General features: G+C 36.2%; 14 protein-coding genes and 1 riboswitch. Of the genes, 5 read left to right on the forward strand and 9 right to left on the reverse strand.

Annotated elements, in window-relative coordinates; genetic code table 11:
* Positions 1-67: 67 nt before the first annotated feature.
* The 5 genes from DEX24_RS09970 to DEX24_RS09985 all read right to left on the reverse strand — a co-directional run bounded on the left by DEX24_RS09970 (position 68) and on the right by DEX24_RS09985 (position 5176).
* Complete coding sequence (locus DEX24_RS09970) at positions 68-958, reverse strand: hypothetical protein (protein ID WP_109306289.1); 891 nt, start codon at positions 956-958, stop codon at positions 68-70.
* A 95-nt stretch (positions 959-1053) separates the two neighbouring features.
* On the reverse strand, positions 1054-1485 hold the full coding sequence (locus DEX24_RS09975; RefSeq protein WP_109306290.1) for a hypothetical protein: 432 nt from the start codon (positions 1483-1485) through the stop codon (positions 1054-1056).
* A 38-nt stretch (positions 1486-1523) separates the two neighbouring features.
* A complete protein-coding gene (locus DEX24_RS17200) occupies positions 1524-1688 on the reverse strand; it encodes a hypothetical protein (protein WP_170112908.1) in 165 nt (54 codons plus the stop codon).
* 89 nt (positions 1689-1777) lie between these two features.
* A complete protein-coding gene (locus DEX24_RS09980; protein ID WP_109306291.1) occupies positions 1778-3604 on the reverse strand; it encodes an APC family permease in 1827 nt (608 codons plus the stop codon).
* Between the two features lie 111 nt (positions 3605-3715).
* Positions 3716-3858: riboswitch (cyclic di-AMP (ydaO/yuaA leader) on the reverse strand.
* An 82-nt stretch (positions 3859-3940) separates the two neighbouring features.
* On the reverse strand, positions 3941-5176 hold the full coding sequence (locus DEX24_RS09985) for an MFS transporter (RefSeq protein WP_109306292.1): 1236 nt from the start codon (positions 5174-5176) through the stop codon (positions 3941-3943).
* Between the two features lie 158 nt (positions 5177-5334).
* Between DEX24_RS09985 and DEX24_RS09990 the strand changes: the two genes are divergently transcribed.
* The 4 genes from DEX24_RS09990 (at position 5335) to DEX24_RS10005 (ending at position 9306) form a co-directional block, all read left to right on the forward strand.
* Positions 5335-6012 carry a response regulator transcription factor gene (locus tag DEX24_RS09990; protein ID WP_109306293.1) on the forward strand — a complete coding sequence of 226 codons (678 nt, stop codon included), beginning with the start codon at positions 5335-5337 and terminating at the stop codon, positions 6010-6012.
* Positions 6009-7400 (forward strand): sensor histidine kinase, encoded by a 1392-nt coding sequence (locus DEX24_RS09995; RefSeq protein ID WP_109306294.1) that lies wholly within the window; start codon positions 6009-6011, stop codon positions 7398-7400. The genes DEX24_RS09990 and DEX24_RS09995 overlap by 4 nt, the downstream gene beginning before the upstream one ends.
* A 110-nt stretch (positions 7401-7510) precedes the next feature.
* Positions 7511-8599, forward strand: a complete 1089-nt coding sequence (locus tag DEX24_RS10000) for an ABC transporter permease (protein WP_109306295.1) — start codon at positions 7511-7513, stop codon at positions 8597-8599.
* Complete coding sequence (locus tag DEX24_RS10005) at positions 8599-9306, forward strand: ABC transporter ATP-binding protein (RefSeq protein WP_109306296.1); 708 nt, start codon at positions 8599-8601, stop codon at positions 9304-9306. The genes DEX24_RS10000 and DEX24_RS10005 overlap by 1 nt, the downstream gene beginning before the upstream one ends.
* Positions 9307-9484: 178 nt before the next feature.
* Here the strand turns inward: DEX24_RS10005 and cydC are convergent, their stop codons facing one another.
* The 4 genes from cydC to DEX24_RS10025 all read right to left on the reverse strand — a co-directional run bounded on the left by cydC (position 9485) and on the right by DEX24_RS10025 (position 14475).
* Positions 9485-11188 carry a thiol reductant ABC exporter subunit CydC gene (gene cydC / locus DEX24_RS10010; RefSeq protein WP_109306297.1) on the reverse strand — a complete coding sequence of 568 codons (1704 nt, stop codon included), beginning with the start codon at positions 11186-11188 and terminating at the stop codon, positions 9485-9487.
* Complete coding sequence (gene cydD, locus DEX24_RS10015; protein ID WP_109306298.1) at positions 11185-12891, reverse strand: thiol reductant ABC exporter subunit CydD; 1707 nt, start codon at positions 12889-12891, stop codon at positions 11185-11187. Before cydD ends, cydC begins: the two co-directional genes overlap by 4 nt.
* A gap of 288 nt (positions 12892-13179) precedes the next feature.
* Positions 13180-13671, reverse strand: a complete 492-nt coding sequence (locus DEX24_RS10020; protein ID WP_109306299.1) for a hypothetical protein — start codon at positions 13669-13671, stop codon at positions 13180-13182.
* 93 nt (positions 13672-13764) lie between these two features.
* The gene (locus DEX24_RS10025) at positions 13765-14475 is read right to left on the reverse strand and encodes a hypothetical protein (RefSeq protein ID WP_109306300.1); all 711 of its coding nucleotides are present in this window, start codon (positions 14473-14475) and stop codon (positions 13765-13767) included.
* Between the two features lie 177 nt (positions 14476-14652).
* Between DEX24_RS10025 and DEX24_RS10030 the strand changes: the two genes are divergently transcribed.
* A complete protein-coding gene (locus DEX24_RS10030; RefSeq protein ID WP_109306301.1) occupies positions 14653-15465 on the forward strand; it encodes a lipid II flippase Amj family protein in 813 nt (270 codons plus the stop codon).
* Positions 15466-15520 lie beyond the last annotated feature (55 nt).

Raw genomic sequence — 15520 nt, forward strand, 5'->3', positions numbered from 1 at the left:
TATTATTGTATTTGAGGTACACTGACAAAAAAATAGCCATTCCTTTAAAGGAATGGCTTCGGTAAAATTAGTGTGTAATTTTAATAGCCAAGCTATCATCTTCGCTATTGATAATGATTAAATCCTCTGCATGGTTAATCGTTGCTGCCATGCAATTTGGCACATCAATATCTTGTAACACAGTAAAGTCTTTAGATGTTAGTATCGTACGATTCGAAGTAGTAATGACGATTAAATCAATTGTAGAAGCAACGAGAACATCTTTAATCGTTTCATCTTCTACTAAGTTAATTGAATCAATTACAGAGTCGTTACCTAATACTAGCTCGTCATTTACTTCTTTCAGTTGCGTCAGCGTATTATAATAGCTGTAATATTTATCTTCATGTAGGAAGAATGATTTATGTTCGATGGCATCTGATAATCGATGTTTTTTAAATTCACCGGAATTTACTTTATTCTCTACCACATAACAACCTTCTTCACCTTGGCATACGATAAATAATACGGTATCTTCGTTTAAAGTTTGGAAGCTAACCGATGATCCTGCAAAATTTTCTCGCGTTTGCCAATCATCTTCATCCATAATATATGTCATCAAAGCAATCTCTGAAGACATTTCGACGAATAAGTTTACGCCAGCATCGTCAACAAAGAAATCACTATCCATTAAGCTTCTCGCTTTTGTCGAACGAAGAACTTTTTCACATTTAAATAATTCTGTTTCATAAATATAAACTGAACCTGATGTGTTATTAATGAAGATTTTTTTGCCATCTTTAGAAAAATGAATGAACGCCGCATTTTTAATTGGAATTTCCACTATTCTTTCTAATGTTTTACTGTCCCTTACTACTACCTTAGAACTCATTATTGTGAAAAATTTAGTGTCATCTGGTGAAAAAATTGAATGCATACTAATCATTTTTCTTTGCGCTTTACATAATTCAAAATTCATCTGTTATTACGCTCCTTTTCTTTACAATTTAATACTGTATTACATATGCCCACATATCCACTGAAAAAAGCTACCTTCACTAAAGAAGATAGCTGTCATTCAATCGGTACCCAAAGCTCGATATCGCATTCGCCTGTCTCAGTGTTTCGTATATATTTCTCAACGATTGGTGCTTGTCTGAAACGAAAAAAAGCAGCATCTCGAAGTGAGGTAAGTAATTCAAATACATCATATGTTTCGTTTCCCATTGAAGCGATGACATAACGTCCTGATGAAATCAGCACTTCTTGCATGCCGTTAAGCGTCATGGATGAATTGCCAATAATACCTGCAATATATGCCTCTACTGTAAGCATATCACTTTGTGGAGACAAAATGACACCATATGTCACTCTTGGGTTAATATTTATTTTATCTAAAGAGTTTAAAAGCTTCTTTCTTGCACGAGAAAAGTCTTCCAGACCTACGATTTGACTACGAAATCCTTTAATAATGAAGCCATGATGATTTTCGATCCGCACGTACATATTCTCGCCTCTTTTCAAAAGATAGCAAATAGACTTCATTATGAATTGTCTTTACCTGGTAAAGCTAAAATACCAATACCTAATAATACGACGCCAGCATATATACTATATTTTAACACTACTGACTCCACAATGCCTAATGGATATAATAACCCAATTAATAAAAAAAGAATTCCTATTGTTAATAATATACGATAATTCATTGATTAGCACCCCTTACGCCTTGATTTTGTTTATTTCGAAAACAACCTTATAAACAAAAATAATACCCTAAATGACTTAAAAATAAACTTTATCGACGTAAATGATACGGTACAGTTATTAAAACCACATCTCTTTTGTACAATAAATAGGTGCGAATTAATAAGCTTGATTGGTTATGCAATATATTTTGCCAACCCTTTTTGGGGATGAATTGAGGTATAATCACCGATAATTGGAAATTCCCATCCAACGCTCGTTTCTCCACCTTATCGATAAATTTTGTCAGCGGATTTAGTAAACTACGATAGGGCGAATACAAAGTCACAAGACGTACATTCGGCTGCCATATTTTCCACTGTTCTTCAAATTTTTTCATATCCTCTTTATCAAATGCAATATATACCGCTAAAATAACATCTGGCTGTAAAGATTTTGCATAATTTAATGATTTTTCGACTAATGTTGTCATAGCAGATACTGGTACGATAAAAACATTGCCATTTAATGATTCAAGACGCTTTTCAACTTGTAATTCAAGCTGTGGACCAATCATGTCATAATGTGCTTTTATACGTAAAAAGAAGAGTAAAATCAACGGGATAAACACAAGTATTGGCCAAACATGTGAAAATTTTGTTAGTAAAAATACCATAGCCACAGTGCAAGATATGGTTGCACCAATAGTATTAATTGCAAATTTCCATCCCCACCCCGCTGGGCGCTGACGCAACCATTTAATCATCATGCCTGTTTGAGCGAGTGTAAAAGGGATAAACACACCTGTTGCATACATAGGGATTAAACTTTCTGTTTTCCCGCGGAAAATGATAATTAATAAAATAGCTGCTAAACCTAACATAATAATGCCATTCGAATAGCCAAGGCGATCACCACGAATTTGAAACATTCTTGGAATATAACCATCCTTCGATAAATTTACTGCTAATAGTGGAAATGCTGAAAATCCAGTATTCGCTGCCAAGACAAGAATCAACGCTGTCATTGCTTGAATGACAAAATACATAATCGTACGTCCAAAACTTTCTTCTGCAATTTGTGATACGACGGTTTGCTGACCATTTGGTGAGATACCATAAAAATAAGCGAGAAAAACAATACCAATGAATAAGATCGCTAAAATACCACCCATTGCCAATAATGTACGTGTGGCATTTACCGGCGCAGGCTTACGAAAATTAGGAATGGCATTAGAAATTGCTTCGACTCCAGTTAAAGCCGAGCTACCTGATGCAAAAGCTTTTAATAAAATAAAAAGGCTTATACCGGCAACTGGTGTTCCAATAGGCGTGTGCAAATCTGCTGGCACATCTCCCATCATGACACGATACAATCCAACAGCGATTAAAATAATAAGTGACAGTACAAATAAATAAACTGGATAGGCTAAAATCGTTGCAGATTCTGTCACACCCCGTAAATTTAAAATCGTCAATAAAATAATAAACAGAATGGCCATTTCAACATTATAAGAATGAAGCGCTGGAAATGCCGATGTAATGGCATCCGTTCCAGCTGACACACTTACTGCTACCGTTAATATATAGTCGACTAGTAGTGAACCCCCCGCTACTAACCCCGCTTTTTGTCCGATATTTTCCTTTGATACAATATACGCCCCACCGCCATGTGGATAGGCATAAATCACTTGTCTATATGATAAAATCAATGCCGCCAATAACACAATCACCGCCAGAGCAATCGGAATAGAATACCAATATGCAGCTGCTCCGACAGCCATTAAGACAATCAATATTTGTTCCGGTCCATAGGCAACTGAAGATAATGCATCCGATGATAAAATAGCGAGCGCTTTCGTTTTATTTAATTTTTGTTGTCCTAAATCACTTGATTTCAATGGTCGCCCCAATAAAAATCGTTTTATTAAACCAGACATCACTACATCGTCTCCTCAAACTTCAATTTTTTAATGAAAAAGAGAATAAAAAAGCTACAGGCATCACGAAAGACACCTGTAGACAATGTATTTTTTGTCCTACAAGCTTCATATTCTTCTCTGTAACGCTTACGAGGTTAGCTGTCGGATTCGGATAAAGAGTTACCCTACCATAGAAATGGATTCACCCCTAGAAATACATCGATTTCAAAAATATTGGGTTCCCCGCGTTTTTACTTCAGCGATTTAAAAAATGAAACTTTTTTAAATTGTGTAGTTATAATACTCCTTGCCAATTCTTTTGTAAACAATAATAAAGAATCAATTTCAAACGATTCAGACCAGACGTTTTTCTATCTTAGACATAAATAGTAACAATAAGGATGCTAAGCTTACAGCTACGATAATCAAGAGAATGCGTGCATCAACAAAATCAAACAATAGACCAAATAATAAGGCACCGATAGGACCTGAACCAATAGAAATTGTTTCAATAATACCGAAAACCCTACCGCGGTATTCATCATCGACATATTTTTGAATCATGACACCAATTGGCGTATTTGTACAAATAGTCATAGCGGATAAGCACAATAATAGTGCGCTATAGTAAAGAAAATACATGGATTGTGTAAAATCAAAAAACAAAGGTAATGCCAGTAATGCCATGAAAAAGCAGACGCCTAATGCCGATTTTTTGATAAAAGGAATCGCATGATCCATTTGACGTTTCATCGATAAGTAAATGGAAGCAATCAACATGCCTACTGCACCACATCCTTGAATCATACCGATGTAATTTGAGGCAATATCGAGTTTTTCAACGAGAATGAATACCACACCAACACTGATGGCAGATGCAAAGAAATTTAACGATAAATTCATCCATAACAAGGACTTTACAATCGGTTGCGTTTGTAAATAAGCCCAGCCTTGTTTCATACTTTCCGACATACTTTCTTTTTTCTTTGTGAGCGGTACCTCAAATAATGTGAAATTCATTGAAGCCTCTAACAGCAATGCAATAAAATAGGCACTCGCCATTATGATTAAAAACACTTGCATCGATACAAAACCATACAACATCCCACCAATTACTGGTCCACCAATACCACCAATTGAATACGAAATTTGATTGAATGACATGGCTTTTTGAATGCGATTTTTTCCCACTAAACTCGGAATTGCACTCGAAAAGGCAACGCCATTAAATGCACCAATTGTTGAAAAAATAGCAGTGATCGTATAAATAGCATAGACCGACATACCATAGAGCGCTGTATAAACGATTAGACTAACTACAGATAATGTAATACCTGTCATACTTAAAATCACAATTTTCTTTTTGGAAAAACGATCTGCTACATAACCTGCAAACGGTGCAGCTAATGCACGTGGGAGAACATTAAAAACAATATTAGTAGCGAATGATAGAGCCGAACCTGTTAGGGCTAAAATATATAAACTGATTCCAAAACTAAAAACGGTAAAACCTAATGATGTTAGCATTTTACTAACGAAAAATGTGATGAGATTACGATTAGCCTTTATCTCAATCGGCGACTGCGGCATGAAAACACTCCTTTTTTATTTCGATATTCGTAATAAATAATATTATCAGACGATTGAATGATGTAAAGGGTCATTAGTAATGAATACCTATTAAAAAATTGCCTTTTTTATTCAAGACGTATTATAGTGGCACTAAGGATGAAAAAGGAGTTTTGATTATGACTACAATATTGCTCGTTGATGATGACATAAGAATACTAGAACTTGTCGAAACCCATCTACTCCAACACAACTACCATGTTGTAAAAGCTATGGATGGCTCAGACGCATTAACAAAGCTAAAAAAACAGCCATGTAATTTAGCGGTTATAGATGTGATGATGCCCTTTATGAATGGCTTTGAACTGACGAAGGAAATTCGTAAAAAATATGATATTCCAATTATTTTGCTCACGGCTAAAGATCAAATAACCGATAAAGAAACCGGTTATGAAGCAGGTACAGATGACTATCTTGTCAAACCCTTTGAACCAAAGGAGTTATTATTTCGCATAAAAGCACTACTACGCCGCTATGCCATCGATGAAGTTCGTGACATCATCACAGTTGGTGATCTCATGATTAATGTTCAAACCTATGAAATCATCGTACAACAGCGTTCTATGTTTTTACCGCCAAAGGAATTTGAACTGCTTGTCTATTTAGCACAGCATAAAAAACAAATATTAAGTCGCGAGCAGTTAATTGAGCATGTGTGGGGAATGGATTTTTCTGGAGATGAGCGTACTGTAGACGTTCATATTAAACGCTTACGCGAACATTTTAAAGACCTCGTAGACAATGTCCATATTAAAACGATTCGTGGCGTTGGTTATATGTTAGAGGAACAGCTATGAAATCACTTTATACAAAATTTGTTGTTTATACGATTGCGATTATGTTGGGAAGTGGCCTGCTATCATTTCTTCTTGCAAACGAATATTATCAACAAAAACTCAAACCTGTAAATGATGCAAAAAACACGCGAATTGCATTGGATATTGCGGATTTTGCGGATTCGCATCCCTCCATTGACTTGGATGAGTATTTACAAAATACCGCTTCTACTGGCTATCAATTCTACTTACAACGACAAGATGGCAAAAATTGGTCATTTGGTGCAGATTTTCGTGAAAATAACCTTACAGCAAAAGATATTGATACGGTATTAGCCGGCCATGTTTTCCATGGCATTCAAAACTTCCCACAAAAAACATTTGTCACCGGTTTTTTTGCTAATGAACAACGTAATTCAATCGGTGTCCCCTTACAACATAGTGGTGAAAATTATGCGCTATTTATGCGCCCCGATATTAAATTATTATTTAATGAAATGCATATTCTTTTTGGTATTTTGTTTGCTCTTGGTGTGCTGTTAAGTATTATCTTCGTTTTAATCAGTACAAAATATTTAGTGAAACCGATTCGCACATTAACTTCAGCTACTCAAAAACTCGCAAGTGGCCATTTTGACGTTAAATTAGATGTGAGTCATAAAGATGAGATTGGTAAACTTGCGCAAAGCTTTACGTATATGGCAACACAACTTGAAAAAACAGAAGCGACGCGTAAAGAATTTATCTCTAATGTGTCACATGATATCCAATCACCTTTATCGAATATTAAAGGATACACAAATTTATTGGGGAACGCTCATTTAGACCATACACAAAAAGAACAATATATTACGATTATCAACGCTGAAATCCAGCGTTTATCAGATTTAACAAAACAACTGCTACTCTTAACCTCACTTGATCAAGGAAGCAGCATGATGACGATTGAAAAAATTGATATCGCAGAGTTATTACGCGAACTCGTCAAACAACATCATTGGTCCATAGGTGACAAAAATATTATGCTCAGCTACTCGCTACCAGCAAACTGTGTAATCGAAGGTGATGCGACATTTCTTACGACAGTATTTGATAACCTCATTACAAATGCGATTAAATACAATAAAGATGGTGGACGTATTGACATCGATATGCGGGAACATACTTCACGCGTCATCATACAATTTAAAGATAGCGGGATCGGCATGACCATGGAACAACAACAACAAATTTTTGAGCGCTTCTACCGTGCTGATTCTTCTCGAACCCATACAGTTATTGGAACAGGACTTGGCTTATCCATCGTCAAATCAATGGTTGAGTTGCATAATGGTTCCATCTCGATTGACAGTCAATTAGGCGAAGGTTCCGTCTTCACCATTACATTTCCTAAAGAGCAGAAAACCTAAGTACTTTATGTACTTGGGTTTTTTTTACATTTTTTATTCATACTCCATTCACATTGACTTCGTATAGTTAGGGTATCAACAAAACAGACTAACTAGGAGGATGATGTACAATGTTTTCTCTATCCCTTAAGGAAATACGCTTTTTCAAACTTAGATATGTACTAATCGGCTTCATTTTATTTTTTGTTGCTGCGTTAGTTTTCATTATTAGTGGCCTTGCAAATGGCTTAGCAAACGATAACGCATCTGCTATGAAAAATATGAATGCCACATCTTATTATGTAACGAAGGATTCCGAAAATCGCATGGATCGCTCAAGATTAACGGCAACAGATGTTGAAAAAATTGACAATTCAAACGCACAACCACTCGGTATCCAAATGTTATCTTTAAAAAATCAAACAACCGATAAAAAAGTGGATGTTACTTTAATGACTGTCAACCCAAAACAATTTTTAATGCCTGCTGTCATTGCTGGTGATACGATTACAAACAGCTCGAAAAATGAAGCAGTAGTTGATAATAAATTAGAAAAAGAAGGCGCTAAAATCGGTGATTTTCTTTATGACGAAAATACAAAATCAAAAATCAAAATAGTTGGTTTCACCGAAAATCAAACATATAGTCATACGCCTACTGTCATCGTTAACAATGATACTTGGTATACAATTTTTGGTGGCAAGGATCACTCTGCCTTTAATGCTATTGCAATTAATAGTGATTCTGCAGCAACGAAAGCCGCCGTTTCTAAAGTCGTTGCTGATGGTAAATGGGTCGAAAAAGATGATTTAGTCAAAACAATTCCGGGATATGAAGCAGAACAAAGCTCATTGTATATGATGCTCGCTTTCCTAATTGTGATTGCTGTCTTTGTACTCGGTGCATTCTTCTACATTATGACTATTCAAAAAGTAAATCAATTCGGTATTTTAAAGGCAATAGGCGCTAAAAATAGTTTCTTAATTGGCTCTACAATGCTGCAAGTGTTCATTTTATCTATAGTGAGTATTGGCTTGGCTATTGGTTTCGCCTTTGTACTTCAAAAAATTATGCCTGCAGGGATTCCGTTCGTCTTTGATTTTGCGCTAATTTTCCAATTTGGTGGTGCTTTGTTAGCTGTATCACTATTAGGAGCGCTATTCTCTACAATAAGCATTGTCAAAGCGGATCCACTACAAGCGATGGGGAGAGCTGAATAATGACTACAAATACACCTTTAAAATTAACGTCTATTAACAAACAATTCCAGGATGGTGATCGCCAATTAACGATTTTACAAAACTTGAATTTACATGTTGCACGTGGTGAATTTGTCGCCGTTGTTGGGCCATCTGGTTCTGGTAAAAGTACTGTACTGTCAATCGCTGGCGCATTACAGTCAGCCGATTCTGGTGAAATTTTAATCAATGGTGAAGATATTACAACATACAATGATCACGATAAAGCGAATGTTCGCTTACGCTCAATTGGTTACATTTTCCAAGCATCCAATCTCGTGCCGTTTCTTTCGGTATTCGATCAGTTAAAACTCGTTGCAGAATTAGCAGGTGAATGGAATGCTGCTGCGAAGAAACGTGCAACTGACCTATTAATATCAGTCGGACTCGAAAAAAAAATGACGAAGAATGTACAAACTTTATCTGGTGGTGAAAAACAACGTGTTGCCATTGCACGTGCTTTTATGAACGAACCGGAGCTAATTTTAGCAGATGAGCCAACAGCAGCACTTGATATTTCACGTAGTAAAGAAATTGTCGAGCTGATCGCTAAAGAAGTCCATGATAAAAATAAAGCTGCTGTCATGGTAACACATGATGAATCGGTTCTATGCTATTGTGATAAAGTATATGAAATGTTTGAAGGTGGGCTTCGTTTACGTAAACATTCACCATCTAATACACTCTAAAAAGAGCCTGAGACAAACGTATTTTCAACAGAGAAAATCCCGTATGATTTTTCGAAATCATACGGGATTATTCATTATCAAGCTATTTCCGCAGGAGTCGTTTTCTGCGCGTTCAATTGATTGGATGATTCGTATGGGAGACAGACTATTTTTGTTCTGTCCCGGGCTCTTTTTTTATTCAAGATGGTAACCTGTTATTTTCCAACTGCTTCAAATCATACAAATAGCCTTTTTTCTGCATTAAATCATCGTAGTGACCCACTTCGACAAGTTCACCATTATCCATAACTAAAACTTGGTCCATACGTTGTAGAGCCATTAAACGATGACTGATCATCACGACTGTTTTACCCATTGTTTTTTGCATCATACGTTCATAAATTCGACGCTCTGTTTGCGGATCCAGTGCTGAAAATGGTTCATCTAACAACCAAACTGGTGTATTTTTCAACCAAACTCGCGCTAAGGCTAAGCGTTGCTTTTCTCCACCAGATAAATTTTCACCTTTTTCATAGATAATTTCATCCAATTCAAAATCTAATTCCATTTCTTGTAATACTGACAATAATTCCGCGTCACTTGCATCATCTTTTGCCAGAACCAAGTTATCTCGCACTGTACCATAAAAGAAATGATTTTGTTGTAACATGACCGTTGTCTTTGACCAAAGATCTTCTGAACACACACTCTCTAAAGGCTGACCTGCCACACAAACTACACCAGAAGATGGGCTGTAATAGTCCAGAAGTAGTTGAAATATAGTGGATTTCCCAGAACCACTCGCACCAACAATCGTTGCTCGTGTACCTTGTGGAATGACAAAATTAATATTTTTCAATGTCATTTGATGGGCTTCGTCATACCGAAAATTCACCGTATGAAAACTGACAGAAAACGGTTGTTTTTTAATCGTCGTTCCGACAGCATCTATTTTTTCATCATGATCGATCATGACGCTTTGTAGCCGCTCCATCGCCTGTTTGGATTCTTCCATATAACTCGGCACTAACGCCATTGGAATCGCCAGTTCAAATACTGTTAACGTCAACAGGACAAGCATCGCTAAATATAAGCCATCCAATTGCTGAGTCGTTACAAAATAAGCACCGATAGTGAGTACAGCTACAACCGTCAACATCGCTAGTAGCGTATTATATGCTTGATGACGAATAATTTCTGTGCTGCGTTTTTGTTGTTGCTGTGCGTAACGCTTTGCCAAATGCAGTAAATCATTTGTTTTGTTACTCAATTGATCACTGATCACCAAATCACGAAAACCAAATAAAAATTCTGTCATTTCCGTTGATAGCGCACTGCGTTCCAATAAAATTTTTACTGTTTTTTTACGTTGGTGCATCAGGATAAGCGCTGGTAACACCACTGTCGTTACTAGCAAACTTAGTAAAATAATGGCGGCAATCCAAGCCGAGAAAAACCATGTAAAAAACATCGTACATATAAAAACAATCGCTGTGACGATCGGGGGATAAAAGACACGTAGGAAAAAATTTTGTAAAGTCTCCACATCGCCTACAACGCGTGATAATAAATCGCCACTACGATATTTTGTAAAAACACGTGGCGTTATTTTTTCTAATTGATCATAAAAAGTCATGCGTAAATCATTTAAAATAGTTAATGTCGCTTCATGCGAAATAAGGCGCTCACCATAGCGACTAAGTGATTTTAAAAAGCCAAAAAGCTTTAAACATGCCGCTAAAAACAAAATAATATACAACGGTGGTAGCAATGCCGCTTTGGAAATAATAAAGCCACTAAGTGAAAATAATGCAACCGATGTTATACCACCAATCGAGCCTAGAATAATTGCGATTAATACCGCTCGCTTTTCTTTTAATACAGTATCGATTAACTCGTTCATGATGACTGACCTCCAATCATCTGCTGATATTGATCATTCGTATTTTTCAATTCCTCATGTGTACCCATTATTTGAATAACACCTTGATCTAACAGAATAATTTTATCGGCATTATAAATTGTATGCATACGATGCGCAACCGTAACCATTGTTGTTTGCTGTGCCAAACGCTCTATCGCAATCTGAATAGCTCGCTCCGTCTTCAGATCTAAACCCATCGTCGGCTCATCAAAAAATACAATTTGTGGTTTTTTATAAAAAGCACGTGCAAGCGCAATACGCTGTTTTTCTCCGCCTGACAAACCACGACCTGCCTCTCCTACCGATGTATTAAAACCATCTGGTAGTTCTTGAAGCCACTCGTCTAGCTGCGCTTTTTCTAGTGCCTCTTTCAATGCTTTTTCGTCGCATTGCCCCTTGGCCATCTGAATATTTTCAGCAATTGTCCCCGCAAATAAATAAGGATTTTGAGAAATATACGCAATACGCTGAAACCACTGTTGCTGATCTACTAGCGCACGTCTTTTATCACCAATTATGACTTCGCCTTCTTGTAAGTCATAGACACCGGCTAGAATGTTCAAAAGTGTTGTTTTTCCTTGTCCAGTTGGTCCGATAATTGCAACCTGCTCTCCTTTTTCAATGGTTATATTTAACTGCTTCATCTTAAATTTCCCACCATATGAAAAACCACCATCTATTAGACGTAATGTTATATTTTTCGGTATTTCTTCTGTACCCCATTGTACCGACGCTTCCTCATGATTTAGTTCTTTTTGTACTAATTCAGCAGCAGCAAGAGACGATCTTCCTGTATGAAAAGCACCACCTAAATCTTTTATAGCATTAAAGAATTCTGGTGCTAACGCTAATATGAAAAAGGCCTGTGCAAAGGTCATTGCTTCAAACGTAATCATTTGAAACGCAATCTCAATTGCGACTAAACCGATGCCCAACGTCACTACGATCTCAATGAAAAAAGTCGAAGCAAATGCGGTTTTTAATAACGTCATCGTCGATTTTTGGAATTGTTTATTACTCTCTTCTAAATGAATCCTTTGTTTTTTCCCTTGACCAAAAAGTTTTAATGTTTGAAGTCCTTGGAGTAAATCTAAAAACTTTCCAGAAAACGTGGAAAGTTCAACGAGTTGGCGCTCAGCTTTTTTACGTGTTTGTAAACCGACAATCACATAAGATAATGGAATAAACGGTGCTGTAATAAGCAAAATTAACCCACTATAAAAATGTGTGTAAAAAATAACACTTATAATCATTAGCGGCACGATGATTGATTTTATTACTTGAGGAATATAATCGCGATAAAAACTTTCTAGTTCATCAATCAAATCGATTAGCATCGTTACCTTGCTACCTGATTGACCTTGTAATGTACTTTGAAGTGGATTACTTTGCCATTTTAACAACAGTTGTTCACGAATAGTTTGCTTCACTTTAGAGGATAGTAGTACACCTAAATAGCTGTTGCTAGTCGTCAATAGGACGCGCGCGATCACGACGGCTATTAATAACCATATAGTCGGTAGTAAACTAGCAAAAGAGCTATTCTCAATGAATACTGCATTCACAATTTTGACGATGTAAAAAGATTGAAAAATAATTGCACCACCAACCAATATAGACACTACTATGAACGCAATTAATAATCCTTTATTCTTCAGTATATTTTGTTGTAGCCATAACATATGACGTCACCTCCTATACATCTCACTATAAAAGATAAATAGTGATCCTTCCTTCTTAATTACCCTATTTTTCAATGAATTCCTTTTTCATACACAAATACTACAAACAGTTTTCACATTCAAAGATAACTGTAAATAATTCGACAAATTTCTATGCTATTTTAATTTTATAATAGAACCTATTTTTCTATATAAAAATAGAGCTGTCCCTAAAGTATCGCAATATCTGACAACCAGTATGTTTAAAACTGGTATTAGACATTATTTACTTTTTGAACTGCTCTATTATTATTCATGCCAATTATATGTGTATAACTCTTTATTTGAATAAATTGCAATAAAATAACTTTGACCATCTTCTTTTTTCTTGTAAAAAGCATAATCACCTTTTTTCACTTTCAAATGATGGTCTTCAAATGCCAATTCCATATCTTTTTGTGCCTTTTTAGAATAGGCTGAAAAAGTATCTTGCTCAAATTTTTGGATTTTCTTGTTATAAAAGACACGTTTTTCTTCTGTCACTAACTCCATATTACTGTTAGAAAAATCTGCTTGCTCCTCATAAGAATACACTGTTAACCATTGACCATGCCCGTCATCATTTGCCTCTGAGGCAAATACTGCCTTCTCTTCTGTAGGATTTGGAATCACAATACCCCACTCTTTATCATATGCTTCCACAACTACTCGTGGATCCATACCCCCTTTGCCCAATAAAATATAAAATGTTGCCGTCACTAAAATAATACCTAGTAAAATAAAATAATATTTTTTCTTCATGTCGTTCTCCCTATGTGTATAAACTACTGCTATCATACCAAATACTATTTCACACGACTAATCAAAGGGTAGCTCTAGTGAACTACCCTCTGATTAATTTAAAGAAGTTGCTGCTTGAATTACATCGAGTGCTTTAGCTGTATAATCGAGCGTATACACAACGGCCCCATTTTGCCATATGACAGCATTTTTTTGGCCATCTTCCCCTATAATCACGACACCATTTTGTCGTGGTATGGGCAATTGATGTTTTTGTAAATAACGTATAATCTGTTGTGCTCTTGTTACATCGGCGGTTGGTCGATTCGTTGTCGTATGACTCGTCAACGACCAGCGTCCCATTTTCCAAGAAGTCCACTGTGAGCCAGCCCCTGCATCTTGATAACCTTTGACAGTAGGCATAATAGCAATTACTTTACCAGCAGCAGTAAAATGATTAACACTTTCTATTTTTTTCATAGCCATAGCTTGTGAATGATATTTTTTCGCAGTTATTCTTAAAATAGCATCTTTTTTACTTGCATGAAGAGCCTGTGGTGAATTGACAGTGGTCGGTTTTTTCAGTGCATAATACACTACTTTATAACTCGTTGCTGTCGATGTTGTTTTCGCAGTAATATATGGATTTTTAGCTACTGGTATTCGTTGTGGCAATACAATTGCGATTGGTGTAGCTATTGATTTTTTAATCGATTTTTGTAGCACCTCTGCTGGCATAATCGTACTTTTAGAGAGCGCTTCTACACAAAAAGTAGGCAGCAAGAACATGGTTACAGTCATAATAGCAATCATTATTTTCTTCATCCATTACACCCCTTTACCCTTTCTAAATAAATCCCCTGTCAAAACGCTTCATAAACGTAAGTTAGCCACCTTTTCCATATGAATAAAATACATTTACTTTTTTTTACCAAACCTTTATAATGACGATATGTCTTCATAAGTTAGCAACGATTATGACAGGACTGAGGGAGGTTTCATATGGCATTATTGACGACACAATTAATTTTAATTGCAGTTTTTATTTTAATTATCCATTCAATTGAAACACTAGCATACGCTGTCCGCCTTTCAGGCGCACGCGTTGGTTTATTGGCTTCTGCCCTATCACTTTTTAATATATTAGTCATGGTATCTCGTATGTCTAATATGATGCAGCAGCCATTTACGGGTAGCCTTCTCGACAATGCACCAAAAGATAATACGTTTGAGTTTTTAGCACTACAATTTCGTTTTATAATCGGTGCATCCACAATCGGTACAATCGTCGGAATTATTCTTTTCCCAACATTTATTGCTCTTTTTTCACGTGCCATCATCCATTTAGCAGAAGTAGATGGCTCCATTCCTGCCCTCTTCAAAAAGGGGCTGTCACCAAGCTATATTAAGCGTGCGCTTAAACATATCCATTTACCCAAAATTTCGACTGTGAAAAATATTCAATTCAAAGATGTTCCCGTACGATTATTCTTCGTCAATATTTTTATCACAGCTATTTATACAATTGGCGTTTTATCCGCTCTCTTTGCAGCTTTTTTAGTACCTGCACATAGTGCGACAGCCGTTATGGCATCCGGTTTGGTCAATGGCATCGCCACAATTTTGCTCATTATTTTCATTGATCCTAAAATTTCTGTTATGGCGGATAAAGTTATTAAAGGAAAAGGGAGTTACCAACAATTAAAAACTGCCAGCTTCATGATGGTGATGTCTCGCTTATGTGGTACCTTACTCGCTCAGCTCATTTTTCTACCAGCAGCTTATTATATTGCTTGGTTTACTCGTTTTTTTTAATCAAACTACAAATCACTTTATTACGTTTTAAAAATGCTATTTAAGATATTATATT

It is taken from the genome of Kurthia sibirica (genome assembly GCF_003143975.1).
GTDB lineage: Bacteria > Bacillota > Bacilli > Bacillales_A > Planococcaceae > Kurthia > Kurthia sibirica.

Bases quoted from the DNA above. Each gene is read 5' to 3' on its own strand.
- DEX24_RS09970 (WP_109306289.1), bottom strand. From the start codon at position 958: ATGAATTTTGAATTATGTAAAGCGCAAAGAAAAATGATTAGTATGCAT.
- DEX24_RS09975 (WP_109306290.1), bottom strand. From the start codon at position 1,485: ATGTACGTGCGGATCGAAAATCATCATGGCTTCATTATTAAAGGATTT.
- DEX24_RS17200 (WP_170112908.1), bottom strand. From the start codon at position 1,688: ATGAATTATCGTATATTATTAACAATAGGAATTCTTTTTTTATTAATT.
- DEX24_RS09980 (WP_109306291.1), bottom strand. From the start codon at position 3,604: ATGTCTGGTTTAATAAAACGATTTTTATTGGGGCGACCATTGAAATCA.
- DEX24_RS09985 (WP_109306292.1), bottom strand. From the start codon at position 5,176: ATGCCGCAGTCGCCGATTGAGATAAAGGCTAATCGTAATCTCATCACA.
- DEX24_RS09990 (WP_109306293.1), top strand. From the start codon at position 5,335: ATGACTACAATATTGCTCGTTGATGATGACATAAGAATACTAGAACTT.
- DEX24_RS09995 (WP_109306294.1), top strand. From the start codon at position 6,009: ATGAAATCACTTTATACAAAATTTGTTGTTTATACGATTGCGATTATG.
- DEX24_RS10000 (WP_109306295.1), top strand. From the start codon at position 7,511: ATGTTTTCTCTATCCCTTAAGGAAATACGCTTTTTCAAACTTAGATAT.
- DEX24_RS10005 (WP_109306296.1), top strand. From the start codon at position 8,599: ATGACTACAAATACACCTTTAAAATTAACGTCTATTAACAAACAATTC.
- cydC (WP_109306297.1), bottom strand. From the start codon at position 11,188: ATGAACGAGTTAATCGATACTGTATTAAAAGAAAAGCGAGCGGTATTA.
- cydD (WP_109306298.1), bottom strand. From the start codon at position 12,891: ATGTTATGGCTACAACAAAATATACTGAAGAATAAAGGATTATTAATT.
- DEX24_RS10020 (WP_109306299.1), bottom strand. From the start codon at position 13,671: ATGAAGAAAAAATATTATTTTATTTTACTAGGTATTATTTTAGTGACG.
- DEX24_RS10025 (WP_109306300.1), bottom strand. From the start codon at position 14,475: ATGAAGAAAATAATGATTGCTATTATGACTGTAACCATGTTCTTGCTG.
- DEX24_RS10030 (WP_109306301.1), top strand. From the start codon at position 14,653: ATGGCATTATTGACGACACAATTAATTTTAATTGCAGTTTTTATTTTA.